The sequence below is a fragment of the Bacteroides fragilis genome (assembly GCF_019583405.1).
GTDB classification, from domain to species: Bacteria; Bacteroidota; Bacteroidia; order Bacteroidales; family Bacteroidaceae; genus Bacteroides; species Bacteroides fragilis_B.
The window spans coordinates 188,447-213,973 of record NZ_SZUU01000008.1 but is presented as its reverse complement, the minus strand read 5'-3'; the positions used below and the strand labels follow the sequence as shown (position 1 = coordinate 213,973).

The window sequence follows — 25,527 nt, the reverse complement described above, 5'->3', positions numbered from 1 at the left end:
ATGTCTTCTAAATTATTTATCTCCGGCAAAAAGTGGCCTCCAGTCTTCACCGGGTTTTACCGTATAAGTAGAGATGCCCAATGCCTGGGCTCCCTGGCAGTTGGCCTCGGAGTCATCGATGAAAAAAGTTTCGTGCGGATCAAGGTTTGCGTCTTCAAGTACCCCCCGGAAAATCTCTTCGGCAGGCTTCACCATTTTCATTTCATACGAAAGGTACATCTTCTCAAAATAGTCTTCCACACGGAAGCCCCGATACGGAAATGCGTGCTCGCATGCCCACTTCCAATGTATCTCGTTGGTATTGCTCAGCAGATAGACCACATATTTTTCGCGGAGCTTCAGCAACATGTCGAGTTTAAAGCGAGGGATATCTACCAGAAAACTATTCCAGGCAGCATCGATTTGCTCGTCAGTCACTTTTTTTGTGAGCAGTCCACGGATATTCTCACGAAATTCAGCCGACGAGATCAATCCTTTTTCATGCTGCATAAAGATCCCTTGCTGAGAATACATACCTAACAATTCGTCTACTTTCTCTAATCCCAACTTCCGGAAGTTCTCCACACAACGCTGACGGTCGAGATTGATCAATACACCACCAAAATCAAAAATAAGGTTTTTAATTCCTTTTCTTTTCATCTCTATATTGTTTTAAGGTCTCACTCCATCCCCTCTTCCTTTGAGAAAGGATGGGGTGAGACCCCTCTTATTTCATTTCTGAGTTAAACGTTTGACAAAGCGGATCAGTTCACCAATCCATAAGACGAGAGAGGAAGAACCGATGATGATAAGCCATGTTTGCCAGTCAAGCGGCTCTGTACGGAATACAGCCCCACCGAACTGTACAATGAGGAACTGTCCGCCCAGAATAGCCAGTACTATCAGCTCCATACCGTATGATTTCGCAAGGCCTTTGAATGCTGAGTCGGTAGTGCCAAACACACGGGCGTTGAACAAGTTCCAGAACTGGAGCATCACAAAGAAGGTGAAGAAAACGGTCAACCGCTGTACCGTCATTCCTCCATCGACATTTGTGAAGTAATATATCATTGCCATCAGCACCACCAGAAAGACTGTACCGACACCGAATATATTTTGCCGCATCGCTTTGCTGATAATAAAATCAGTACTACGGCGTGGTTTATCATTCATAACGCTTTCGCTTGGCGGAATAGAGGCCAGAGCTAATGCGGCAAACGTATCCATGATGAGGTTTACCCATAACATTTGAGTAACAGTCAGCGGCAACTCCGTTCCTACAATAGAACCGAGCAATACGATGAGAAGTGCCACAAAGTTAATGGTCAACTGGAATACAATGAAACGCTGGATGTTCTTGTACAGCGAACGCCCCCACATCACGGCGGTTCCGATACTGTTGAAAGAATCATCGAGTAAGGTGATATCACTGGCCTCTTTGGCTACGGAAGTTCCGGTACCCATTGAAAGTCCCACCTGTGCATGATTAAGTGCCGGGGCATCATTGGTTCCGTCACCGGTCACAGCTACTACGGCTCCTTTCTGCTGGAGCAACTGCACCAGGCGCTGCTTGTCGGTAGGACGGGCGCGGGACATGATTTTCAGATCCATCACTCTATTCAGGGCTTCTTCATCGCTCAGTTCGGCGAAAGCAACTCCCGTTATACGGTTACGCTCCGTATCTTCCGGTTTCCACAATCCGATCTGGCGTGCAATCTCAGTTGCTGTGCCCGGAGTATCTCCGGTAACAATCTTAATACCGATACCTGCCGACTGGCACTTAGCCACCGCTGCGGGTACATCGGGACGTATAGGATCGGAAATAGCAACCACACCAAGGAAGTTCAGGTTGTTTTCCGACACAAGGGCCACACAATCGTCCGGTTCGTTGTCCTCTACTATGCGGAATGCAAAACCAAGTGTACGCATAGCCATATTCTGATAACTCAGCAACTGCGCTTCGACAGTGGAACGGTATTCCACACTATCCACACGACGACCGTCAAGAATCACCTCTTTGCATTTGCCAAGCACAATCTCAGGCGCACCTTTTATATATAGCACTTTCTTGCCCATCAGCGGAGACTTCACCAAAGTAGCCATAAACTTACGCTCGGTAGAGAACGTCAATTGGTCGAGTACCTGCGCCCTTTCTCTGAGTTCAAGATAGTTACGGTTCTGACCGTTCAGCCACAGCAACAAAGCAACCTCAGTGGGATTGCCCACCCCTTTTGGTTTTTCTCCCTCTCCCGTCTCTTCAAGAAAAGCAGTCGAGTTAGCACTGATTCCCTCTGCTATCAATTTGCTGATATCGTCATCTGCCAGCTTCCCGCCATCCTTCAAACCATAGAAGTTAGGCTCGTGCACCTGCATCAGGTTCTGCGTCAACGTACCGGTCTTATCTGTACAAATCACGGTAATGGCTCCCATCGTTTCGCAAGCGTGCATCTTACGAACCAGATTATTGGTGGCAAGCATACGGCGCATATTCAGGGCCAGACTGAGCGTTACGCTCATAGGTAACCCTTCGGGGACGGCGACCACAATCAAGGTGACTGCCATCATGAAGTATTTCAGGGTACGCTCCAACACCGGTAACCAGTCATGCCAGCCATTCAAAGCTCCAAAATCAAAATAGAGTACTACATCTTTTATAAAGAAAATAAGGAAAGCAAGCCCCGCTACGGTAAAACCGATTTTACCTATCAGGTTAGCCAGCTTAGTCAACTGGATATTAAGGGGCGTAGGTTCCGTACTCTGCTCCGTACTCTGACGTGCCACTTTCCCAATCTCCGTGGCATCTCCCACACGAAGTACTTTCATCGATCCGTGACCGTCGACCACAGTCGTGCCACGCATCACCAGATTGGAGGCATACGTAGCTTCTTCATCAAAATCCGCCTCTACCGTTGTTTTATTAATTACCGGCTCTCCGGTCAGGTTCGATTCATTCACCTGTAAGGAGATGGCTTCTATCAGTTCTCCATCGGCAGGAATCTCCTCACCGGTTTCCAGTACCACAATATCACCGACTACCACATCCTTACGGGGAATCTCCTGAATGCGCCCATTACGAATCACCTTTACCAAAGTCTCTTCATTGACGGCGTTCAGCAAATCAAACTTCTTGTTCGCATCATATTCAAAATAGAAACCAATACCGGTTGCCAGCAGGATAGCAGCTATGATACCGATGGTTTCAGCATATTCATTCTCAATAATCGAGATGATAAGGGAGAACACAGCCGCAACGAGTAATACCCGTACAACAGGATCTTCAAATTTTTCCAGATAGAGTTTGAGGAGAGAAGGACGCTTGGGTGGCGTCAGCAGGTTAACACCATGTTTCTCCCGGCTTTGGAGGACTTCTTGATCAGTAAGGCCCAAATGAAAATAATCGTCGTTCTTTGCAGTCATGCAGATACATACATTAAATTAGAGGTTGCAAAAATACAACATAAATCCGGTATAGAATGTTTCTTAAATCTTTTTTAAGGATTCCAGTTTTCCCAACAAGATTCTCGATGAAATAGGCTTCGTCAGGAAATCGGTAAAGCCACTCTGCATAATCTTTTGGCGGTCTTCTTCGTAAGCAAAAGCTGTGAGAGCAATGATAGGCACAGTAGCCGACATTTGCCGGATAGCCTCCGTAGCTTCATAACCGTTCACCTCGGGCATACGAATATCCATCAAGATGATATCGGGCTGGTTTTTCAGGAAAAGGGAAATGGCTTCTTCACCATTATGTGCCCAATAGAGTTCGTAACGGGAAGCAAGGATAGCTTCACAAAGGCGATAATTATCTTCCATATCTTCTGCCACCAATACTGTCAGTTTCTTATCACCGTTTACCCCCGCGGCAGGAACCGACACAACAGAAGACGGTCTCTCCTGTTCTTTTTCAATAATTACCTTAGGTTTGATATCCGAATGTTCGGGCAAGGTAAACCAGAAAGTACTCCCCTGGCCTACCACCGATTCAGCTCCGATTTCCCCACCCAGTTTATTCACAATCGTCTTACAGATGGAAAGTCCCAGCCCGGTGCCGTTTTTATCACTCTGCAGACGTACGAAACGGTCGAATACACCTCCCAGCTTATCTGCTGAAATGCCCGAACCGGTATCGGTGACATAAAACCGAAGTCCATTCTCGCAAGGCTTATATCCGATACGAATGCTGCCTTCTGTGGTAAACTTGATTGCATTAGAAACAAAATTGGATACAACCTGGGCGATACGGTTCCGGTCGGAATGAACCATGCATGAGGGTAATCCGGCCTCGGTAATTATCTGTACAGGCGAATCATAACCGATCTTCATGTGGAACAACTGTTCCAGATCGGCCAGTAACAGATTGATATCAACATCAGAATAAACAAACTCTAATGTACCGGCTTCAATCTTCGATAAATCGAGAATGTCATTCACCAATTGCAATAGGAGTTCACTGTTTGTATGGAGGATTTCCAGATATTTCTGCTTTTCCTCGGTGGCAGCAGCCAGCAGTTCGGAGAAACCGATGATGGCATTCAATGGAGTACGGATCTCATGGCTCATGTTGGCAAGGAAGGCCGATTTAGAACGATCAGCGTTTTCGGCTTTCTCTTTAGCCTCGGCCAGCGCCTCTTCCGTATGTTTGATGGAAGTGATGTCATGCACCGTCAATACCATACGATCTTCACCATCCAGAGTCATAAAAACTCCCGAGATCATTACGTTGCATTTTATAAATTCATCTTCGCCTATGGCAATATTCAGTGAAGACTGCAGATCGGTAAACTCATTCTTCTGACGAAAAGCAGCCCCGATAGCCCCTCTTACAGGACATTCCTGACAAAAAGCATGGGTTCCGCATCCTCCCTTGGCAGACAATGCATTCTGACATTGCAATAAATCACCGACGCGCTTTTCTTTACCATCAGGATTGAGGTGAGTCAAATCATAATAATTTGTTTTCAGGACTTTAAAATCAGAATCGATAACAAGGACATAAGCATGAATATGCGTTAGGATAGCATCAAACAAGCGATTTACATTCTCCAGTTTCCGGTCTGATGCAGATTGCATAAACTTACGTTTTCTTCTTTCCCACAGAAATGCTCCCAGAAAAGAGACACATACCCCTATTAATACAATCTGCCACATCATAATTTATAACTGCTTGATTAATGCTTTGTTGTTATGGCAAAGGTAGTGTTTTATTAACCAAAAAGAAAAAATAAGTGAACAATATATCCGATCCTTTTGTTATATTTGCATAAACTTTAAAAAAAAGAGACGACATGAAGTACATTTGCACCGTTTGTGATTATATTTACGATCCGGAGACAGGTGATCCGGAAAGCGGAATCGAACCAGGAACACAGTTTGAAGATATCCCTGATGATTGGGTATGCCCCCTTTGTGGAGTTGGGAAAGAAGATTTCGAACCGTATAATGGATAACTTATAAACAACGGACGTTTTTGAACGATGAACAATAAACGATGAACCGTAAGTGTACCAATCACACTTTATTCATCATTTATCGTTCATCGTTCACGGTTCATCGACCTGTTAAGATGCTTTCTTTTCCTTTACGTCACTGCTTGCTTCCACTACATTTACCACATAGTCACCAAGCTTCTCGCATTCGGCAATAATATCCATATAATAAACACCCATCTGATAGTCATATTCTTTATTGTTCACATCCAGAATGTTCTGATTCTTCAGTTGATTACGATAGTTATTTATTTCATTTTCAATATTGAACGACTTATTGACATCGATACTCTGATGCTCGGGTTTCTCAACCACGACAATCATTTGTGACAGGGCATCGTTCGTCAGCTTCATCATGAAGTGAATGTGTTCATACTGCTTCTCTGTAAAATCCTGATTTGTCTGTCGCTTCCGGGTGATGGTACGTGCCAGGTTATAACAACTGTCGCCGATGCTTTCAATCTCGGTTACTTCACGGAGCATGGCACGTATCTGGAGCTTACTTTCCGAACTTAATCGTCCCTCGGACACTTGATTCAGGTAATTGGCTATCTCCAGCTCCATGTTATCACTGATATTCTCATACTTTTCAATCCGGCTGAATAATTTATTGAAGTCGTCATCTTTCTCCGTATGCAGCAGATCCTGCACCATGCCGAACATACGGTGAATACGTTCGGAGAACAAATGGATTTCCTTGCGGGCCTGAAGTATCGAAAGTTCGGCCGTGGAAAGCATGCCACCGGTAATGAAACGCAAACGTGGCTCTTCGTCTTCTTCTTTCGGACGAATAATGGCACACACGGTACGTTCAATCAGTTTCACTCCCCAAATCAGCAGGCAGACGTTACATATATTAAAGATAGAGTGGAAAGCAGACAACTTATAAGAAATGGCTACTTCGGCACTTCCCGGATGGAAGAAACTATCCACCACCCAATTGACAAATACCATAAAGGGATGAAAAATAATCAATACCCAGATCACACCGAAAACGTTGAAAACGAAATGGGCCAAAGCAGCTCGTTTCGCTTGCGAATTGGCTGTCAGGGCAGCCAGGTTTGCTGTAATCGTGGTTCCGATATTCTCGCCCAGCACCAATGCAGCACCAAGCTCCAGGCTAATCCATCCGTTGGCGCACATAATTAAAGTAATAGCCATCGTTGCGGCAGACGCCTGAACGATCATTGTGAGAATAGTACCGATAAATAGAAAGAGCAGAACGGAGAAGAATCCCATATCGGTATAGTTCTGCACGAAAGCAAGCATTTCCGGATTAGCATTCAGGTCGGGCGCGTTTGCTTTAAGATACGAAAGCCCCATAAAGAGGAAAGAAAAACCAAAAATGAATTCACCGACAGACTTACGGTTACTTTTACCGGAAAAGATAAGAGGAAGGGCAATGGCTAAAAGAGGGAGGGCAAAAGCAGCCATATCAACTTTAAACCCAAAAATGGAAATGATCCAGGCCGTAACTGTCGTACCGATATTGGCACCCATTATCACACTAATGGACTCGGCCAAAGTCAGCAAACCGGCATTTACAAAACTGACCACCATCACCGTCGTTGCCGAAGAAGACTGAATAAGGGCGGTGATCAACACTCCTGTTAAAACTCCCGTTACCCGGTTCGTGGTCATTGCTGTCAGGATTCCTCGCAATCTGTCACCTGCGACTTTCTGTAAGCCCTCGCTCATGATTTTCATTCCATAAAGAAAAAGTCCTAATGAGCCAATGAGCTTTAAAAAATCATAAAAAGAATATTCCATCTATAATTATTTTAGTGGTTGTTTGTCTTCTTAGCAATTATGTGATATATTTATCCGTACTATTCACCCCTAAACGATGTGAAATGAAACAGATGTTACAAATATATTGCAAAAATAATAATATTTCTAAAGAATTCCCTATTGGAAGCTCACTTTTGGATATTTATTACGGTTTCAATCTTAATTTTCCTTATCAGGTAGTCAGTGCCAAAGTAAATAATCGTTCTGAAGGACTCAACTTCCGTGTATATAACAATAAGGATGTAGAGTTTCTGGATGTAAGAGATTCTTCGGGGATGCGTACATATGTACGTTCTCTTTGTTTTGTACTCTACAAGGCAGTCAGCGAACTCTTTCCGAATGGCAAACTTTTTGTAGAGCACCCCGTATCCAAGGGATACTTCTGCAATTTGCGCATCGGCCGGGCCATCACTCTGGAGGATGTGTCGCAAATAAAGAAACGCATGCAGGAAATCATTACGGAGAATATCACTTACCACCGTATCGAATGCCACACCACTGAAGCCGTACGTGTATTCAGCGAGCGGGGCATGAATGACAAAGTGAAACTGCTTGAGTCTTCCGGCTCCATCTATACCTATTATTATACTTTGGGTGGCACTGCGGACTATTATTATGGTAATTTACTCCCAAGTACGGGATTTATTCATCTGTTCGACCTCGTTAAGTACTACGACGGGCTGTTACTGCGTATTCCCAACAAAGAAAACCCGACCGTATTGGAAGAGGTAGTGAAACAAGAGAAGATGCTCGATGTCTTCAAAGAGCATTTGCGCTGGAACTACATTATGGGGCTGAACAATGTGGGAGATTTCAACATAGCCTGTGAAGAAGGACATGCTACCGACCTGATAAATGTGGCAGAAGCACTGCAGGAAAAGAAAATAGCACAAATAGCCGACAGCATCTTCCACCGGGGAGAAAACGGGAACCGTGTAAAACTGGTATTGATCTCCGGACCGTCATCATCCGGCAAAACCACCTTCAGCAAGCGGCTCTCCATCCAGCTGATGACAAACGGGCTAAAGCCTTATCCCATCTCACTGGACAACTACTTTGTAGACCGGGAAGAAACTCCATTGGATGAAAACGGCAATTATGATTATGAATCGCTCTATGCCCTCGACCTGGAATTATTCAATGCGCAGCTGCAAGCTCTGCTGCGCGGTGAGGAAGTAGAACTGCCCCGCTACAACTTCATGCTGGGAAAGAAAGAATATAAAGGCGACAAACTGCGGATTGACGAACATACGGTATTGATTCTTGAAGGGATTCATGCCCTGAACCCGGAACTCACCCCGCAAATCCCGGCAGAGAATAAATATAAAATCTATGTATCTGCTCTGACAACCATCTCCCTGGACGACCATAACTGGATTCCGACCACGGACAACCGGCTTTTGCGCCGCATTATCCGTGACTTCAACTATCGTGGCTATTCTGCGCAGGAAACCATTTCGCGCTGGCCCAGCGTGCGTGCCGGAGAAGACAAGTGGATTTTCCCTTATCAGGAGAATGCCGACGTGATGTTCAACTCTGCCCTGTTATTTGAATTTGCCGTGCTCCGCTGCCATGCCGAACCCATCTTGACCAGCGTGCCACGTAACTGCCCGGAATATGCCGAAGCATACCGGCTACTGAAGTTTATCAAATATTTCACTCCGGTACAGGATAAGGAGATTCCTCCGACCTCACTTCTTAGAGAGTTCCTGGGAGGAAGCAGCTTCAAATATTAAAAAGACACATCCTTATGTTTTTCAGACATAGACTTTACAAATAAAACTCCGAAAGAGAGCATTATTTGTAAAATCTATGCTTGAATTATCAAATACTATCCACTACCCCATCAGCCGGCAATGCCTGTCATAACTCTCAAAGGAAGAATTGAGGAAGAAATGAAAAATAAAAGGGGTAAATGAGAGGTTCTTACAAAGATTTTTTAACTTTGTCACTGTTTAAAACCATATCGTATGAAAATATCGACTTTAATCCTGACCATCCTCGTTTGTTTTAGCACAATCGTCGATGCACAAGGCACACAAAACAGAGCAAATGAACTGATGAAACAAGCGCAAAGCAGTCTGGAACAAAAAGAATATACCAAAGCGCGTTATCTTTTCATCCAAGCCTATGGCGCCTTCGCGGCACAAGAAAACTATCCGAAAGCCGTGGAATGTGGAATTCAGGGAGCTGCTCTTTACCATCGTGAGAATTATTATAAAGAAGCATTCGACCTCTGCAGGGGAATGGAACAGTTAGTCTGGGCGGGCGAACAAAAGGAGCAGAAGCAATTCTATCCGTTGCGCTTTCAAATCACTAAAGAGAGATTACAAATGTATATCGGGCTGAAGAATGCCGCACAAGCCAAAGCACAGTTGGACAAACTGGCGGAAACCGCCGGCCAGGCAAAGAACGATTCGTTAAGTGAGAACCTCTTGTACACGCAGGCAAACTATCACTACACTTTCGGCCAAAACGCACAAGGAGATGCCTGCTTCCGGAAATTGATCAATCAATACAAAGCCCAGAAGAACTACGAAAAGGTAAACGAATGCTATAAGAACCTGATTGCCATCGGCCGTAAGTCAAACAATGCTTCATTGGTGGCCCGTACGTACGAGAACTTCATTGTCTGGACCGATTCGGTAAAGGCACTAACAGCACAAGATGAACTGAACGTATTGAAACGCAAATATGACGAAAGCCAGCAGATCATTCAGGAAAAAGACGATACGCTGTCCGGAAAACAGTATATGATTGTTGGATTATGTACGCTTGTCGTCATCCTGATAGCCGGTCTGATCTTCATCGTCATCGTACTGCTCCGCTTCATTGCCGGGAACCGCAAACTAAAGAAAAGCGTACAGATAGCCAATGAACACAACGAATTGAAGACACAGTTCATCCAGAATATATCAGCACAGATGGAACCTACGTTGGATACACTGGCCTCTTCAGCCGCCGAACTGTCCAACAAAGCTCCTCAGCAGGCACAACAGATGCAGGGACAGGTAGCAGCTCTGAAGAAGTTCAGTAACGACATACAGGAACTTTCCACACTGGAAAATTCTCTGACCGAGCCTTATGAGATGAAAGAGATCAACGTAAATACTTTCTGTGAAGCTACCATGGATAAGGTAAAAGAGTTTGTACAACCGGAAGTGTCGACCGTGGTAAACGCCGCCAAACTCCAGATCAAGACCAATCCGGAACAACTGGAACGGATACTGATTCACTTGTTGAAGAACGCTGCGGAATATACCGAAAGCGGAAAGATCTTCCTCGACTTCAAGAAGAGAGGCGCACATACGCATCAGTTTATCATCTCGGATACCGGTACGGGCATTCCCGCCGAAAAGCAAGAAAACCTGTTCAAACCTTTCACTGAGATTAAAGATCTGACGGAAGGAGACGGATTGGGACTACCTATCTGTGCCCTGATAGCTACCAAGATGAACGGTAGCCTGACACTGGACACCAGCTATACCAAAGGAAGCAGATTTGTACTTGAATTACATGCATAATTAACTTAAGTTTCGGAAGTAGATTTATGCCGTCTGAACCGGCATATTTATACCTTTCTTCAATTAACATTGTTAACGCCTTTTTCAGACGTTTGATTCTTGTGCGCAAACAACAAGCCTTTTGCATTTAAAACACTTGTTATTTGCATCTAAAGAATAAGCTTTAACACTGTGTTAAAACACAGCTTTTGAGAAGAGGAGTCTTATGCTTTGAAAATATTGTTTTTCAGGTGATTGATTTCAGTGTTTGCTTCTCCGCCTCACGAATGGAATTTCCAGTCAAAAGTCGGGATACTTGCTTTTTTGTCAACTATAAACGAGGACTTGCACTTCCGAAACTTGAATAATTAAATAAAAGAGGTGAATGTGTCGCAACTAAAGCGAGCACTCTAAAAAGTTACAAACTGTAATCCATAAATATAAAAGAGCCATATCATTACTCAAAATAGAGTTTGATATGGCTCTTTTCATTGTTGATAAGAGTGCACAAGTCTCAAATGAAAAGTTCTCCTTTTCTAAATCTGAGTTTGGATACCCTCCTGTCCGTTTATCGGGGTGTCCGTTGTCAGACCGTAAGTTCCAGCAGCACTTCTCCTTGGGTGTTGAGTACTTTCACTTTGAGTATATCCTTCTTCTTCTCAATCACCATTACCGTTGCACTTTTCATGCTATAACCGCCACCGATAATCACTGGGAAATTATTGCCAAGGCTGCCTTTGGGATGATAGGCATATTCATGTGTATGCGCGTTAAGGCTGATATTGAAGGGTGCTTTCTCCAGAAGTTTACCCCAAAGCCCGGAACACAGATTCTCGTAGTCGTTCCCATAAAGCGGAATGTGATGAATCAGAATCCGCTTAGCGGCTTTCTTAAATTCTTTGGAAGCGAGCTCACGCTTCAAAAATCCTACCTGGTCATTACGCAGCTTCGTAAAATCGTTGAGTCCGTAGTATACCCAATGATCATCCGGCTTATCTTCACCGCAATCGAGCATTACGATACGGGTATCTCCCCAGTTGAAGGAGCCGTAAGTCTTATCGCCTACATAATCGAACAGGCTGTGCAGGCCTACCGAATAGGCATTCCGGATCTCGTGATTGCCGCGCATAAAGAAGACAGGTACGCGGTCACCCTCCACGCCTTCGGTCAGTTCGCTGATAAAGGCTGTTGCCTGATCGTGATTGGCGGGGTCGTCCACACAATCGCCGTTGAACACTACAAAATCATAGTCAATCCCCTTTATCTGTTCGCACAATGCCTGAAACGTCTTCGATTGTTTATGCAGGTCGTTGAACACCACGGCCGTAAAACTGTCATCACCGGCTGCGGGCAACGTGAACTCCCTGAGTTCTGTACGGGCTGTATTGCCAAACACCTTTTTGTAGGCCTGGTAAAGCAGGATCTCCTGCGAACAGGTACGATAATAATATTTCTGTCCGGGCTGCAAACTATCGAGGCGAATCTTGTGAAGAGTATTGCCACAAACAACTTGACCGTCCAGAAGGGTACGTGCGCGCTTCAGGTTGGAAGGGTCCGTGCCGTACTCCACCCAGCAATAGGCCGGCACGTTGGTCTGCCACATCACCGTGATTCCACCTCCCACGGGATTCTGAAGATAGGGTTTGGTACGGCAAATCCGATTCTCGGGTACCGCCATCCGTACTTCTACCAACAAAGGACGATGATCGGATGGCAAAGGCTCATCGATCACCCGGGCCGAGTTGACAACAAAAGTAGGCGTTTCCTGTTTCAGAGCAATCAGGTAGTCGAGCGTCTCCTTCGGTTCGGAAGCCGGATAAGTGGGCTGCTTCGGGTTGGAAAGTATCTGGAATGTACTCTTCAAATCTTTGATAAAGCCGGAGTCGGCATCCGAGTTGAAGTCACCGGCAAGGAAGAAAGGTTTCCGGGTATTGGCTGCAACGGACTTCAGGATTTCGAGAGATTTCATCCGATCCTCTTCGGTCAGAGAGAGGTGCGTACACGCAAAGACATACTCCGGGAACTCGGCGACAAGCAGCGTGCGTGCCTCTTCACGTCCCGGAAGGGCAAAGGTTTGCACACGAAGCGGAGTTTCTTTCGAAAGCAGGCCGATGCCGTACTTTCCTCCGTCATAATCGATGGCAGGCGCAAAGCAGGGATGCAATTGAGTGCGTTCCGCCAGTTCCTTGAGAACATCGGTCCGGTTGCTCCGGGCAGTCATGCTGTCCAGTTCCTGGATGGCAACGATGTCCGGACGGGCGTTGTTGATCACATTGGCTACACGCTGATAATTGCATATACCGTCCATACCATTGGCGTTGCGGACGTTATAGGTCATCAGGCGCAGCACATCTTCAGCCTGAGCTGACAGCACAAAAAGTGCGGAGAATAAGAGCAATATAAGTTTTTTCATGGATCTGTTTGTTTATCAGGTTTTATTTGCTTCTGTACACTAATGTCAACCCGTCCACTGCCCCGTACTCTGTCATCAGTTGACGGAAAGCGGCATAATCCGCCGGACGAATCATCTGTTTCTTCAACTTCAGGCTCCGGGTTACTCGTGTTTTCGCTCCTTCGGGACGGATGGAAACGGTTAATGTACCTACGGCATTGTCCATCTTCTTCTCCATCGGCTGAGTGACAGGCTCCATACCTGCAGGAGTATCTATGGTATAGGTGAAAGATTCATCCGCCAGTCCGGGCAACAAAAGGTTTGAAGTGCGCTTGCTATTGAACCGGACGTACTGGGAACCGGCCAGGCTGCCACGCTCTACAGGGAGGGTGAAGACCAGATAGCCATCTTTGGCATTTGCCGCGTCGGGCTGCAATGCATAGTCTTTTCTCAGGGCAACCGGTGGAAGATTCAGTTCAAACGGCTGCGTCAATGAAGCTACATAGGCATAATCTTTCTGCCAGGAAACGGCTGAGGGAGTTTTGCCTTTCAGTGACAGAGCCTGTTGGCTGCCTCCGGCGTCGGTCCACACAAATAGTTCGCGGATGCTGCCTACTCCTAATGATGCCGTATTCTCGGACGGAGCGCAGACCGCCCCTATCCCGGCTTTCAGTCCGGCCGCTTTCAGCAATGCGGCCATCAGATTCGCCTTCTCGGCCTCCGTGCCGTATGCCGAACGGATCACCTCTGCGGCGGGACGGATGCGATAACCGCTTTCCGCCAACGGGAGGGACGAATAGTAAAGATTATCAATCACATAGTCACGTATCGCGGTTACTTTTTCTTTATCGTCCTTCGCTCCGGCAGTCAGTTTTCCGGCCAGCGCACGAATCCCAGCATCTCCTTCCGGTTGCCATTGTGACATCAGAAACGACAGGGGTTTCTCCTCAGTCGTGGCAGTCAGCAGAGGCAAATCACCGCCGATCACCGACACCTGCGGTTCACGGCTGAGGGCGGGCAGATTCTTCAGGGTCCAGCTGACTTGCTTCATCCCTTCGGATTCGGTTACGGAAGCTTTCGCCTTGTGGTTGTTAAGGGCATATTGCAGATGTTGCCCCCGGGGAACGGTGATGTTGATCTCGTACTCCTTCACCGGCGAAGAGTGCTCCAGCAACCGGCAGATCTGAATCCCCGGCAAATACCCCGGTTTGGTTGTAATGGAATAGTCCAGATAGATGGTAGCTCCGAGTTCCAGTCCGGTGTGTACGACTACCATCTCGCGCAAAGCATTGAATGCCGGCGCATTGGCTGCTGCCGAGGGGAGCACTTCGACCAGAGCATTGGCGGGGGTCTTGACGATATTTCCGTCTTTCTGGCGGGTATACGACTCGTGAATCTGCAAAGTCTGATAACGGGGATCGTACGTAATGAACGACTCCCCATACGTGCGGTTCATGGCCGTGTGAGTGTACAGCGTCAGGACTTTCGACTGACGATAAACCTGCGTACCATCAGCCTGCAGGGTCCAGCTTTCTTTGATTTTCTTAAATTCCGCTTCCCGGGCGGTGACCGGAAGAGTCAGCGCAAACAGGCAGAGGAGCAGAAGGGTATATATTTTAGTCATGTGTGACGATCATCTTTTTAGAGTTTAACAATCAAATAATCCGCAAAGCTTTTGTAGGCATTCACCGCAGCGCGGAATCCTTCCCAGTCGGCTGCCCGATAGATGCGCTTCTTCAAGGCGAGTTTCTGTTTCAGCACCAGTTTGTTGCCAACCTGCTGCAACGAGCCTTCGAAGTCGGCTGCCGGAGCGGCCTTTTGTTCGCTGCGCGGCTCTCCCACTAAGCGGTATCCCCGCGGCAGGGCAATCGTTTCGTCCAATTCGACCAGACGAGAGCAAGCATCACGGAAGCCGTATTGGCGGGTTTCCAAGCCGGTATCGATACGCAGGAACGAGAGAACACTCGTATAGAGGTTGTTCATCACCATCGGTTTCAACACTAATTCCCGGTCACCGACCAGCGCATAGTCCGGTATCTCATAACGGAACGTGATGCGAATGGGGCCTGCCTGATAATCCTTCGGTGCCTTTCCGTAGTCCACTCCGAGCATACGGGCTTTGGGAGATACGTTGAGCAACTGGCTTTCCATCGTGCTTTGCCATTCGGTCTGCCAGCCCTGCGTAAAGATGCGGCGGATGCTGCTGTCCGACTGACCTTCGGCGGTGATGGTAAACGAACCTTTCAGCGTGCCCTTTGCATCGATTTTGTTATCGGCAGTGATGCGGACATAATGATTCTCGGGAGCCGAAACCGGAGTCAGGCACAAGTCGGAACCTCCCGGAATGCCGGGCAGATAGTTCTGCTGCTGCTCGGCACTGCTCCACAACTCGCGACAGAAAGGAACCCAGGTAGGATCGAGGGGCATATACGTCCCATTCGCTAACTTCACCACTGCCACACAGTGGTTAAAGTGATCGGCAGGGATGCTTTCGATGCGGCTTCCCGCCATCGTCATGGCCGGATAGGCCTCAAATCCCGCCATACGCAGGAAAGAGATCAGCGTGCCGGCAATGTCCTTGCATACTCCGCAGCGGTCGGTGTAGTTCATCTTCGTATTATGGAGTGTAAAGCCCTCGCCTTCGCCCATGGTGATGCCCGCATAACGGATATTATCGGCTACCCAATGGGTCAATACGGCGATTTTTTCCATTTCGGTCTTTTTTCCCTTTATCAGTTCGTCCACTTTCTTCTGAGCCTCGGGCAGTGGGGCAAAGCTGCCGTACGCCTCGTTCAGGTCGTGAAACCAGAGCGACTTATCCTCCCATTTCGGGGTAGACGACATCATCAGCTTCGGGGCTTCATCAAAAAGATCCACCATATTGGGCTCTTTCCGGAAAGGAAGCACTTCGTTCACGGCAAACGCATATACCTTTCGCCCGTCCTCATAACGCATTGACGAGGCGCAGGCACCGTTATAGAACTGGAACTGAAGCTCTTTTTCCATCGGCATACTGACAACGTATACCTTGCGGCGGGTGGGCTCGTTCACCCAAAAAGGAACAATATCGTAGAATTGCCCGCGCATGGGCGGAATGAAACGCGCGTCATCCTCTTCAGCTCCCGCCAGCAGAGCGTATGTAAAGCCTTTCTTACTGATTTCGTAGGAAACGACATCTCCAGGCTCCAGGCGTCCGAGTTCGAGCATGATCTGACGGGCTCCCCAATAAATAGCCCTTGCCGGAGCGGCATAATCGCAGGTCTTGGTCACATCCACCTGCATGGTTTCGCCGTTGGCACGCTGCACGGTGACTTGCTTGAAACGGGCAAAGGCCGTCAGTGGATCATAATCATACTTGATCACATGGTTATTCACTGCCCCTTTGGGAGTCTGTACTTTAAACGATCGGTACACGGCAAAACTTCCGGAGCCGTTTGGCTGTACGGTTACCGAGATACTGTCCAGCAGGGTCACGCAGTCAGCTTCGCTCCATGCATTCTGCCCGGCAGTCGGGAGACACATTAAGATTGAAAAAGCACAGCATGAAGATGCCCGGAGGACATTTTTTAATTTACGCATAGTTTATAAATTGAATATTTGTGAATGGTTTTATCGTTTTTCTGTCTGTAACGGACAAAAGTAGTATATCGATGCATAAAAACAAAACGTATCAGGAGAAGTCTTTGAAAATAAAGTATCGGACAGCAGAAGAAAAGCGCAAGTTGATAGACTTTATTTGCGACGCTTTTGACTCATCAGCTGTTTTTACCCCCGCGCTATTTGCCGTTAGATTGAAGATTCCCCAATGCAGGATGTCCACGCCCTGCCCATCTTGCAGAAAATTGATAATCGCTGCTCCCAACTTAGAAAGCACAGCCAAACATAAGGCATCTTGCCCCCCGGAAATCTGACTTAGATAATTGATAAATGTTTCCTGATCCACCATCCCCCTGTTCTTCAAGACACAATAATACAACTTTTCAGAATCTTTATCTCTCACATCACTGTTCCGCAACGCTAAGTTATAATACAATCCGCTCATGTTTTTTAGGATTAGATAGGTTATTAATAGAAAATTATTTAATTCCTTCAAAGGAATACCCTTAAAATTTTAAAAACAACTCTTTCTTCTCTTTTTTCAAGAAACAACAAAAAAAGATTACCCGGATTCACATCCAAGCAATCTTTGTCAATTTGAAAAATTCATTAAATTAGTCTTATTATAAAATAGAGATATCTCCTGGATTCACATCTAAGTGATATCAGAATGCTATGAAAAAAAAAATTAAGTTGTCTGTGTATAATGGTTTATCAGATATCAGTATTATTTTTAATTTCATAAACGGCAAGCATACGTTTCAATAGCTAAATCCGTTTAAGATAGTAAATGATTCAAATCTTCAACAAAAGTATCTTATTAAAATCAGAAAAACAATTCTTTCTTCATTTTCTTTAAAAAATCGACAAAAAAAAGATTGCCCAGATTCACATCCAAGCAATCTTGTCTTAACAAAATTTACATAAACCGTCCGGATCGTTATCCGGACATACCAAAAATTAAATAAAAGTGTTACCTGGATTCACATCTTAATAACACTGTTCATGAAAAAAAATTATCTTAGCGCTTCCACCTCGTCCGGTGTCAGCGGAATCTTCTTTCCTAAACGGCGGGCCCCCGTTTCCGTAATCAGATAATCCTCTTCGTTACGAATGCCCCCGAAGTCCTTGTACGTCTCCACTTTATCGTAATTGATAAAGTCGGTAAACTTCTTCTGTCCCTTCCACAGGTCTATCAGCTCGGGGATGAAATAAATGCCCGGCTCAACGGTATGCACAAAGCCCGGTTCCAACGGTATGGCGAGACGCTGCGACTTACGGCCGAACTGCGTGCTCTTGGGCTGTCCGTTGTAGCCCACCCAGAGTTCGCCCAGGTTCTCCATATCGTGCACGTCGAGCCCCATCATGTGCCCTAATCCGTGAGGATAGAACAGGGCATGCGCGCCTTCACGTACGGCGTCTTCGGCATTTCCCTTCATCAGTCCGAGTCCTTTCAGGCCTTCGACCATCACGCGTGCCGACAAATCGTACACGTCCATATAAGGAATGCCCGGACGGAGTGCTTTCACCGACTCCAGATGCATGGCGTTCTGTATCTCGTAAACCTCGCGCTGCCGCTGCGTGAACTTCTTATCGGCAGGGATGGTGGACGACATGTCGCCGGCATATCCCATCTCCGTCTCGGCACCGGCATCGATCAGAAACAGATCGCCCGGCTTCACCGTGTTGCCGTGATAGTGGTTGTGAAGTGTCTGCCCGTTCACCGTAGCGATGGTAGCGAACGAAAGATCGCCTCCAGCGGCGTGTGCCACCGCTTCCATAGCTGCCGACACCTCCCATTCGCGCATGCCGGGACGCAATATCTTCATGGCCGTGATGTGCATATCCGCCGTGATGTCACAAGCCTTCTCAATTTCGACAACCTCCTCGGCTGACTTGTAATTGCGCTGCGCGATCACCGCGCGGATAAAGGGCACCGACCCTTCCTGGCGTGCGGGAGGTACTCCCAGCCAGTCCATCAGTTTCAGCTTATGCTCGGCACGGTAAGGAGGCAGGTAATGGATGGCCTGGCCCTTTTGCACCGCCTTATGCAGATAGCCGATGATGTCCGCCGAAGGCATGGTGATGCTGACTCCCACCCGCCGGCTCTTCTCCTTCAGCGTCGGCTGTGTACCCATCCACACGATGTGATCGATGGTAAGCTCGTCACCAAATATAATTTCCTTATCTTCATCAATGTCGATTATAGCAGAAAGTCCGGCAAACGAAAGGCCGAAGTAATAAAGAAAGGTGGAATCCTGACGATAGCGGAACGTATTGTCCTCGTAGTTCAACCCGCACTCGTCGTTACCCAAAAACAACAATACTCCGGAGCCTAATGTTTTTTTCAGCAGGGCTCTGCGCTGCATATATGTCTCTTTGCTGAACATAATGGTATGTATTTAAGTTATGAAGGCAAAGATATAAACAAAGGATGAATTGGCAAAGAAGATGGAAAGCTTTAATTCCGCCGCCTTCTCCGCCCGTTTCCTCCTTTAACTCCTTTTATCGGATAAATCATTTCGCTATATCGAACAATTCATTACTTTTGTAGCGAGAAACAAAAAAAAACGTAAAGCATTCAACGTATGGCACAAGGTTCCCGTCAGATACAATCGCAGGCGCAGCAGCAGATACAAACGCTCTCACCGCAGCAAATTCTGGTAGTGAAGCTACTGGAGCTACCGGCTGTGGAACTGGAAGACCGTGTACATGCCGAACTGCTGGAGAATCCCGCCCTTGAAGAAGGCAAAGAAGAAAACGCCTCCGACGAAACCACCCCTGCCGAAACCGCCGAAGGAGAAGCAGAAGGAGATACGGACTACGATTCTCTGAGCGACTATCTGACCGAAGATGACATCCCCGACTATAAACTCCAGGAAAACAACCGCTCCAAAGGCGAGCAGGCGGAAGAGATTCCATTCTCGGACGCCACGTCATTCTACGAAATCCTGAGAGAGCAACTGGGCGAACGCGACCTGACCGAACATCAGCGCGAACTGGCAGAATACCTGATCGGTTCGCTGGACGATGACGGCCTGCTCCGCAAGTCGCTCGAAAGCATCGGCGACGAACTGGCCATCTATGCCGGCATCAACGCGACGGAAGAAGAACTGGAACAAGCCCTGAAAATCGTACAGGACTTCGACCCTCCCGGCCTCGGCGCGCGCAGCCTACAAGAATGCCTGCTGATCCAGATACGCCGGAAAAAACAACCGCATACCGCGGACCCCCTGTTAGCAACGGAAGAGGAGATCATCAGCGAGTGCTACGAAGAATTCACCCGGAAACATTGGGAGAAGATCATCAGGAAGCTCGGACTGGACGAAGAGTACTTCTACAAGGCACTCGAAGAGATCACCAAGCTCAATCCGCGCCCAGGTGCGTCATTGGGTGAAGCCATCGGACGGAACCTGCAACAGATCGTCCCCGACTTCATCGTCGATACCTACGACGACGGAACCATCAACATCAGCCTCAACAACCGGAACCTGCCGGAACTGCGCATGAGCCGCGACTTCACCGAGATGGTGGAGGAACATACGAAGAACAAGGCCAACCAGTCCAAAGAATCGAAAGAGGCCATGATGTTCCTCAAACAGAAGATGGATGCTGCGCAAGGCTTCATCGACGCGGTGAAGCAACGCCAGAATACGCTGATGACCACCATGCAGGCCATCATCGACCTGCAACGCCCCTTCTTCCTCGAAGGCGACGAGTCGCTGCTCCGCCCGATGATCCTCAAAGACGTGGCCGAACGTACGGGACTCGACATATCGACCATCTCGCGCGTGAGCAACAGCAAATATGTACAGACCAACTACGGCATCTATCCCCTGAAGTTCTTCTTCAGCGACGGATATACCACCGGAGACGGCGAAGAGATGTCGGTACGTGAGATACGGAAAATCCTCAAAGAATGCATCGACGGCGAGGACAAAAAGAAACCGCTGACCGACGATGAACTGGCCGAAATACTGAAAGAAAAAGGATACCCCATCGCACGCCGGACGGTGGCCAAGTACCGCCAGCAACTCAACATCCCGGTGGCGAGACTGAGAAAATAAAAAAGCATAATCAAAAAGAACAAAACCCAATGGCTGAAGAAGAGAAGATAGAGCAACATATCATAGCTGACAGGACACTGATCCGTACGGCCAGAATCATTTCGGGAATACTGACTCCATTCTCTATCCCCTTTCTGGCCTTCCTCGTATTGTTCCTGTTCTCTTACCTGCGCATCATGCCGTTGCAGTACAAACTCATCGTATTGGGCATTGTCTACTGCTTCACCATCCTGATGCCCACCATGACCATCTTCCTGTTCCGCAAAGTGAACGGCTTTGCCCGCCAGGACCTGAGCGACCGCAAGAAACGCTATGTGCCGATCCTGCTCACCATCATCTCCTACGTCTTCTGCCTGATGATGATGCACAAACTGAATATCCCCTGGTATATGACAGGCATCATACTGGCCTCGCTGGTCGTGCTGGTCATCTGCATCTTCGTCAACCTGAAGTGGAAGCTGAGCGAACACATGGCAGGCATGGGCGGTATCGTAGGCGGACTGGTATCGTTCAGTGCGCTCTTCAGCTACAACCCGGTGTGGTGGCTTTGCCTCTTCATCCTCATAGCAGGGATATTAGGCTCGGCACGCATCATCCTGCAACATCACACGCTGGGCGAAGTCCTTGCCGGCTTTACCGTCGGTTTCGTCTGCTCGCTGCTGGTGCTCCACCCGCTCAGCAACGTATTGTTTCGTATATTTTTATTTTAAACATAGTATCAATCCTAAAAACTAATCATTATGAACTTCCCACAGAATGTAAAGTACACCAACGAACATGAATGGATCCGCCTTGAGGGCGACACAGCTTATGTAGGTATCACCGACTATGCACAGGAACAACTGGGCGACATCGTATTTGTCGACATTCCTACCGAAGGCGAAACCCTGGAAGCCAACGAAGTGTTCGGTACCATCGAAGTAGTAAAGACCATCTCCGACCTCTTCCTGCCCGTTGCAGGCGAAGTGCTGGAACAAAACCCCGCACTGGAAGAAAACCCCGAGCTGGTGAATAAAGCCCCATACGGCGAAGGCTGGCTCATCAAAATGAAACCTGCCAATGCTGCCGACCTTGACAACCTGCTGAATGCAGAAAGTTACAAGGCATTGGTGAACGAATAAAGAGATTTCACCACAGAGGACACAGAGTTTTAATCTCTTCCTTCATAAGCTATTAAAGAGAAAAATATTCTCTGTGTCCTCTGTGGTGAATCCGAAGCCATGCAAGTCTAAAGAAAGAAAACATTTAGCGTATAATTAAAACAATATGACCCCAATTGTAAGCATCATCATGGGTAGCACTTCCGACCTTCCAGTTATGGAGAAGGCCGCTCAGTTGCTCAATGACCTTCACGTGCCGTTCGAAATGAACGCGCTTTCGGCTCACCGCACTCCCGAAGCTGTGGAAGAGTTCGCCAAGAATGCCCGCTCACGCGGCATTAAAGTAATAATCGCCGCTGCCGGCATGGCCGCCCACCTGCCGGGCGTGATTGCCGCCTCCACCTCGCTGCCGGTAATCGGTGTACCTATCAAGTCGTCTCTCGACGGAATGGATGCGCTTCTGGCCATCGTACAGATGCCTCCGGGAATCCCCGTGGCAACCGTAGGCATCAACGGAGCATTGAACGCTGCCATCCTTGCCGTACAAATGCTTTCATTGGAAAATAAAGAACTCGAAACGAAATTCATTGCCTATAAGGAGGGACTGAAAAAGAAGATCGTAAAAGCTAATGAAGAGCTGAAAGAGATCAAATACGAGTTTAAAACAAACTGAGAAGATTTATGACGGACGATTTACCGGTTACGGGAGGAGGCGGAACTCTTTTCACCACAGATTACACAGATTTTCACAAATTATCAATATGGATAATCAATGGTTTAAATTCACTCAGTGTTACTCTGTGTCCTCTGTGGTGAGTTTCGGCACTCCTCTCGTAAGCAGTAAATCGTCCGGTCGTAAAGCGACTCCAATTACATACAACAAAATGGATTTATTCAACTACTCCCGGCGGGAAACTTCGGAAGTGAACATCGGGGCTGCTCCGTTGGGAGGCTCCAACCCTATCCGAATCCAGTCGATGACCAATACCGCCACGCAGGACACCGAAGCTTGTGTGGCTCAGGCAAAGCGCATCGTAGATGCCGGCGGAGAGTACGTCCGCCTCACCACACAAGGGGTGAAAGAAGCCGAAAACCTGATGAACATCAACATCGGACTGCGCAGTGACGGATACATGGTTCCGCTTGTGGCCGATGTACACTTCAGCCCGAAGGTAGCTGACGTGGCAGCCCGATATGCGGAGAAAGTACGCATCAATCCGGGCAACTACGTAGACCCGGGACGCACGTTCAAGCAACTGGAATACACCGACGAGGAGTATGCCGCCGAACTGCAGAAGATACGCGACCGCTTCGTTCCTTTCCTCAATATCTGCAAAGAAAATCATACGGCCATACGCATCGGCGTGAACCACGGTTCACTGTCCGACCGCATCATGTCCCGCTATGGCGACACGCCCGAAGGTATGGTAGAGTCGTGCATGGAATTCCTGCGCATCTGCGTGGACGAGAAGTTCACGGATGTCGTAATCTCGATCAAGGCCTCCAACACAGTGGTAATGGTGAAAACCGTACGCCTGCTGGTGGCCGTGATGGAACAGGAAGGCATGGCATTCCCGCTTCACCTGGGTGTGACGGAAGCTGGCGACGGAGAAGACGGACGCATCAAATCGGCCTTGGGCATCGGTGCTTTATTGTCCGACGGAATGGGCGACACCATCCGCGTCTCACTGAGTGAGGAGCCGGAAGCCGAAATTCCCGTGGCACGCAAACTGGTCGACTACATTGTCGGGAGACAGGATCACCCATACATCCCCGGCATGGAGGCACCGGACTTCAACTACCTCTCTCCGACGAGGCGCAAAACGCAACCGGTGCGGAACATTGGCGGCGACCATCTGCCAGTAGTGCTTGCCGACCGCATGGACGGACGGATGGAGACCAACCCGCAATTCACGCCGGATTATATCTACGCCGGACGTGAACTGCCCGAACAGCCGGAAAAAGGTATGCAATACATCCTCGACGCCGACGTGTGGAAAGGAGAACCGGACACGTGGCCTGCTTTCAATTATGCCCAACTGGAGCTGATGGAAACGTGCACCGCCGGACTGAAGTTCTTCTTCATTCCTTATATGGCACTTACGGACGAGGTAGTGGCCTGCCTGAAACGACATCCCGAAGTAGTGGTGATCTCGCAAAGCAACCACCCGAACCGGGTAGGCGAACATCGTGCGCTGGCCCATCAACTGGCGGTGGAAGGGTTGCAGAACCCGGTCATCTTCTTCCAGCACTACTCCGAAAATGCAGCCGAAGATCTGCAAATCAAGGCCGGTGCGGACATGGGAGCACTGATATTCGATGGTCTGTGTGACGGCATTTATCTCTTTAACCAAGGGGAACTGAGTCATGCGGTGATCGACGCTACCGCCTTCGGCATCCTGCAAGCGGGACGCATCCGCACCAGCAAGACGGAGTATATCTCTTGCCCGGGATGCGGACGGACACTGTTCAACCTGCAAAGTACGATTGCCCGCGTCAAAGCAGCCACTTCACACCTGAAGGGACTGAAAATAGGCATCATGGGATGTATCGTCAACGGACCCGGCGAGATGGCGGATGCCGACTATGGCTACGTGGGTGCCGGCCGTGGCAAGGTAAGCCTTTACAAACGGAAGGAGTGCATCGAGAAGAATATTCCCGAAGAAGAAGCCGTGGAAAAACTGATCGAACTGATTAAGGCAAACGGTGACTACGAAGAGAAGGCTTAATCCCGATCTTCTCCCAAAAAAGACAGTTAGTCCCGCCGACGAATAAGTAATCAACAAAAAGAAAGCACCACGGATTAAGAAAGGGTGCCGAGAGTTACTCCCGGCACCTTACTTCTTTCGGCTGGTAAAGAGCCACTCCATGAATCCGGGATAGTTGAAAGCCGGATTCCAGCTGCCGTGATTGCAACCGGGAAACTCGACGTATTCCACCTCTGCTCCAAGTTTCTTCAACGTTTTATAAGCCTCGCGAGAGCCTTCTACCGGCACTACGTTATCGGCATCCCCATGGAAAATGCGGAAACGGACACTCACGGCATCGGCCAGACGTCCGGGATTCACCGTGCCACAAATGGGGACGGCGGCGGCAAATGTATCCGGAAAGCGGATGGCAAGGTCGTACGTCGCCATGCCTCCCATAGAAAGACCCACTACGTAGACGCGGTCACGATCCACCGAAGGCAAATTGAGGTAAGTGTCCAGCAATTCCTTTACCGCACGCAAAACGGGAGTGATCTCCTGTCCCACCGGCATCTCCGAAGGAACGAACGAAGAAGGGCGGGAAACGTATGCCCAGTAATCCTTCTCCGGACATTGAGGCACGAGGACAAATGCCGGATACTTCTCACGGTTCACGGGGTTGAGAAACATCTGTCCACCGTGTGTCAATTGTTTCTCGTTGTCGCTCCCCCGCTCGCCGGCACCGTGCAGAAAGAGCACCAAAGGATATCGCTGCCCCGGCTTTTCCGACTCCGGACGAAGCAAACGGTAGTTCAGCGAATCTCCCCGGGAGGAGATAAATACTTTTTTCTGATACGCCTCTTGCGAACGGACACCCACGGTCAGCAGGAAGATACTGAGGAAGAAAAGAACAAACTGTTTCATGGCT

Annotated in this window: 17 protein-coding genes and 1 pseudogene; 8 read left to right on the top strand and 10 right to left on the bottom strand. The window is 48.1% G+C overall.

Annotated elements, in window-relative coordinates; genetic code table 11:
- Positions 1–12 precede the first annotated feature (12 nt).
- The 3 genes from FDF36_RS16780 to FDF36_RS16770 all read right to left on the bottom strand — a co-directional run bounded on the left by FDF36_RS16780 (position 13) and on the right by FDF36_RS16770 (position 5,127).
- Positions 13–639: an HAD family hydrolase gene (locus FDF36_RS16780; protein ID WP_005781993.1), complete on the bottom strand. Its 627-nt coding sequence runs from the start codon at positions 637–639 to the stop codon at positions 13–15.
- A 72-nt stretch (positions 640–711) separates the two neighbouring features.
- Entirely contained in the window at positions 712–3,396 is a 2,685-nt protein-coding gene (locus FDF36_RS16775; protein WP_220392130.1) for a calcium-translocating P-type ATPase, PMCA-type, read from the bottom strand.
- A gap of 63 nt (positions 3,397–3,459) precedes the next feature.
- The gene (locus tag FDF36_RS16770) at positions 3,460–5,127 is read right to left on the bottom strand and encodes an ATP-binding protein (protein ID WP_220392129.1); all 1,668 of its coding nucleotides are present in this window, start codon (positions 5,125–5,127) and stop codon (positions 3,460–3,462) included.
- Positions 5,128–5,261: 134 nt separating this feature from the next.
- Here FDF36_RS16770 and rd point away from each other — a divergent pair, with 134 nt between their 5' ends.
- A complete protein-coding gene (gene rd / locus FDF36_RS16765; protein ID WP_005781988.1) occupies positions 5,262–5,423 on the top strand; it encodes a rubredoxin in 162 nt (53 codons plus the stop codon).
- A gap of 111 nt (positions 5,424–5,534) precedes the next feature.
- Here rd and FDF36_RS16760 read toward each other — a convergent pair whose 3' ends face one another.
- Positions 5,535–7,232, bottom strand: a complete 1,698-nt coding sequence (locus FDF36_RS16760) for a Na/Pi cotransporter family protein (RefSeq protein WP_101603997.1) — start codon at positions 7,230–7,232, stop codon at positions 5,535–5,537.
- Between the two features lie 83 nt (positions 7,233–7,315).
- On the opposite strand from FDF36_RS16760, the gene FDF36_RS16755 reads away from it, so the two are divergent.
- Positions 7,316–8,989 carry a nucleoside kinase gene (locus tag FDF36_RS16755; RefSeq protein WP_005822293.1) on the top strand — a complete coding sequence of 558 codons (1,674 nt, stop codon included), beginning with the start codon at positions 7,316–7,318 and terminating at the stop codon, positions 8,987–8,989.
- Between the two features lie 234 nt (positions 8,990–9,223).
- Complete coding sequence (locus tag FDF36_RS16750; RefSeq protein ID WP_220392128.1) at positions 9,224–10,777, top strand: sensor histidine kinase; 1,554 nt, start codon at positions 9,224–9,226, stop codon at positions 10,775–10,777.
- 565 nt (positions 10,778–11,342) lie between these two features.
- Here the strand turns inward: FDF36_RS16750 and FDF36_RS16745 are convergent.
- The 5 genes and pseudogenes from FDF36_RS16745 to FDF36_RS16725 all read right to left on the bottom strand — a co-directional run bounded on the left by FDF36_RS16745 (position 11,343) and on the right by FDF36_RS16725 (position 19,135).
- Complete coding sequence (locus FDF36_RS16745) at positions 11,343–13,169, bottom strand: endonuclease/exonuclease/phosphatase family protein (RefSeq protein WP_220392127.1); 1,827 nt, start codon at positions 13,167–13,169, stop codon at positions 11,343–11,345.
- Positions 13,170–13,191: 22 nt separating this feature from the next.
- Positions 13,192–14,772 (bottom strand): DUF3857 domain-containing protein, encoded by a 1,581-nt coding sequence (locus FDF36_RS16740; RefSeq protein WP_220392126.1) that lies wholly within the window; start codon positions 14,770–14,772, stop codon positions 13,192–13,194.
- Between the two features lie 17 nt (positions 14,773–14,789).
- Entirely contained in the window at positions 14,790–16,727 is a 1,938-nt protein-coding gene (locus tag FDF36_RS16735; protein WP_220392125.1) for a DUF3857 domain-containing protein, read from the bottom strand.
- Positions 16,728–16,854: 127 nt separating this feature from the next.
- Positions 16,855–17,190 (bottom strand): annotated as a pseudogene (locus tag FDF36_RS16730) (HU family DNA-binding protein); the annotation flags it as partial.
- A gap of 571 nt (positions 17,191–17,761) precedes the next feature.
- A complete protein-coding gene (locus FDF36_RS16725; RefSeq protein ID WP_165016443.1) occupies positions 17,762–19,135 on the bottom strand; it encodes an aminopeptidase P family protein in 1,374 nt (457 codons plus the stop codon).
- A gap of 198 nt (positions 19,136–19,333) precedes the next feature.
- On the opposite strand from FDF36_RS16725, the gene rpoN reads away from it, so the two are divergent.
- From rpoN to FDF36_RS16700, 5 genes are all read left to right on the top strand, one after another.
- A complete protein-coding gene (gene rpoN / locus FDF36_RS16720; protein WP_005781969.1) occupies positions 19,334–20,812 on the top strand; it encodes an RNA polymerase factor sigma-54 in 1,479 nt (492 codons plus the stop codon).
- A 29-nt stretch (positions 20,813–20,841) separates the two neighbouring features.
- Entirely contained in the window at positions 20,842–21,522 is a 681-nt protein-coding gene (locus FDF36_RS16715; RefSeq protein ID WP_005781968.1) for a phosphatase PAP2 family protein, read from the top strand.
- Positions 21,523–21,552: 30 nt separating this feature from the next.
- Positions 21,553–21,933, top strand: a complete 381-nt coding sequence (gene gcvH, locus FDF36_RS16710; protein ID WP_220392123.1) for a glycine cleavage system protein GcvH — start codon at positions 21,553–21,555, stop codon at positions 21,931–21,933.
- A gap of 145 nt (positions 21,934–22,078) precedes the next feature.
- A complete protein-coding gene (gene purE, locus FDF36_RS16705) occupies positions 22,079–22,585 on the top strand; it encodes a 5-(carboxyamino)imidazole ribonucleotide mutase (protein WP_005781966.1) in 507 nt (168 codons plus the stop codon).
- Positions 22,586–22,796: 211 nt separating this feature from the next.
- Positions 22,797–24,641 (top strand): 4-hydroxy-3-methylbut-2-en-1-yl diphosphate synthase, encoded by a 1,845-nt coding sequence (locus FDF36_RS16700; RefSeq protein ID WP_220392139.1) that lies wholly within the window; start codon positions 22,797–22,799, stop codon positions 24,639–24,641.
- Between the two features lie 108 nt (positions 24,642–24,749).
- Here FDF36_RS16700 and FDF36_RS16695 read toward each other — a convergent pair whose 3' ends face one another.
- Entirely contained in the window at positions 24,750–25,523 is a 774-nt protein-coding gene (locus tag FDF36_RS16695; RefSeq protein ID WP_220392122.1) for a carboxylesterase family protein, read from the bottom strand.
- Positions 25,524–25,527: the final 4 nt, after the last annotated feature.

Excerpts from the sequence above, each read along its gene's own strand:
- FDF36_RS16780 (WP_005781993.1), bottom strand. The coding sequence starts at position 639 with ATGAAAAGAAAAGGAATTAAAAACCTTATTTTTGATTTTGGTGGTGTA.
- FDF36_RS16775 (WP_220392130.1), bottom strand. The coding sequence starts at position 3,396 with ATGACTGCAAAGAACGACGATTATTTTCATTTGGGCCTTACTGATCAA.
- FDF36_RS16770 (WP_220392129.1), bottom strand. The coding sequence starts at position 5,127 with ATGATGTGGCAGATTGTATTAATAGGGGTATGTGTCTCTTTTCTGGGA.
- rd (WP_005781988.1), top strand. The coding sequence starts at position 5,262 with ATGAAGTACATTTGCACCGTTTGTGATTATATTTACGATCCGGAGACA.
- FDF36_RS16760 (WP_101603997.1), bottom strand. The coding sequence starts at position 7,232 with ATGGAATATTCTTTTTATGATTTTTTAAAGCTCATTGGCTCATTAGGA.
- FDF36_RS16755 (WP_005822293.1), top strand. The coding sequence starts at position 7,316 with ATGAAACAGATGTTACAAATATATTGCAAAAATAATAATATTTCTAAA.
- FDF36_RS16750 (WP_220392128.1), top strand. The coding sequence starts at position 9,224 with ATGAAAATATCGACTTTAATCCTGACCATCCTCGTTTGTTTTAGCACA.
- FDF36_RS16745 (WP_220392127.1), bottom strand. The coding sequence starts at position 13,169 with ATGAAAAAACTTATATTGCTCTTATTCTCCGCACTTTTTGTGCTGTCA.
- FDF36_RS16740 (WP_220392126.1), bottom strand. The coding sequence starts at position 14,772 with ATGACTAAAATATATACCCTTCTGCTCCTCTGCCTGTTTGCGCTGACT.
- FDF36_RS16735 (WP_220392125.1), bottom strand. The coding sequence starts at position 16,727 with ATGCGTAAATTAAAAAATGTCCTCCGGGCATCTTCATGCTGTGCTTTT.
- FDF36_RS16725 (WP_165016443.1), bottom strand. The coding sequence starts at position 19,135 with ATGTTCAGCAAAGAGACATATATGCAGCGCAGAGCCCTGCTGAAAAAA.
- rpoN (WP_005781969.1), top strand. The coding sequence starts at position 19,334 with ATGGCACAAGGTTCCCGTCAGATACAATCGCAGGCGCAGCAGCAGATA.
- FDF36_RS16715 (WP_005781968.1), top strand. The coding sequence starts at position 20,842 with ATGGCTGAAGAAGAGAAGATAGAGCAACATATCATAGCTGACAGGACA.
- gcvH (WP_220392123.1), top strand. The coding sequence starts at position 21,553 with ATGAACTTCCCACAGAATGTAAAGTACACCAACGAACATGAATGGATC.
- purE (WP_005781966.1), top strand. The coding sequence starts at position 22,079 with ATGACCCCAATTGTAAGCATCATCATGGGTAGCACTTCCGACCTTCCA.
- FDF36_RS16700 (WP_220392139.1), top strand. The coding sequence starts at position 22,797 with ATGGATTTATTCAACTACTCCCGGCGGGAAACTTCGGAAGTGAACATC.
- FDF36_RS16695 (WP_220392122.1), bottom strand. The coding sequence starts at position 25,523 with ATGAAACAGTTTGTTCTTTTCTTCCTCAGTATCTTCCTGCTGACCGTG.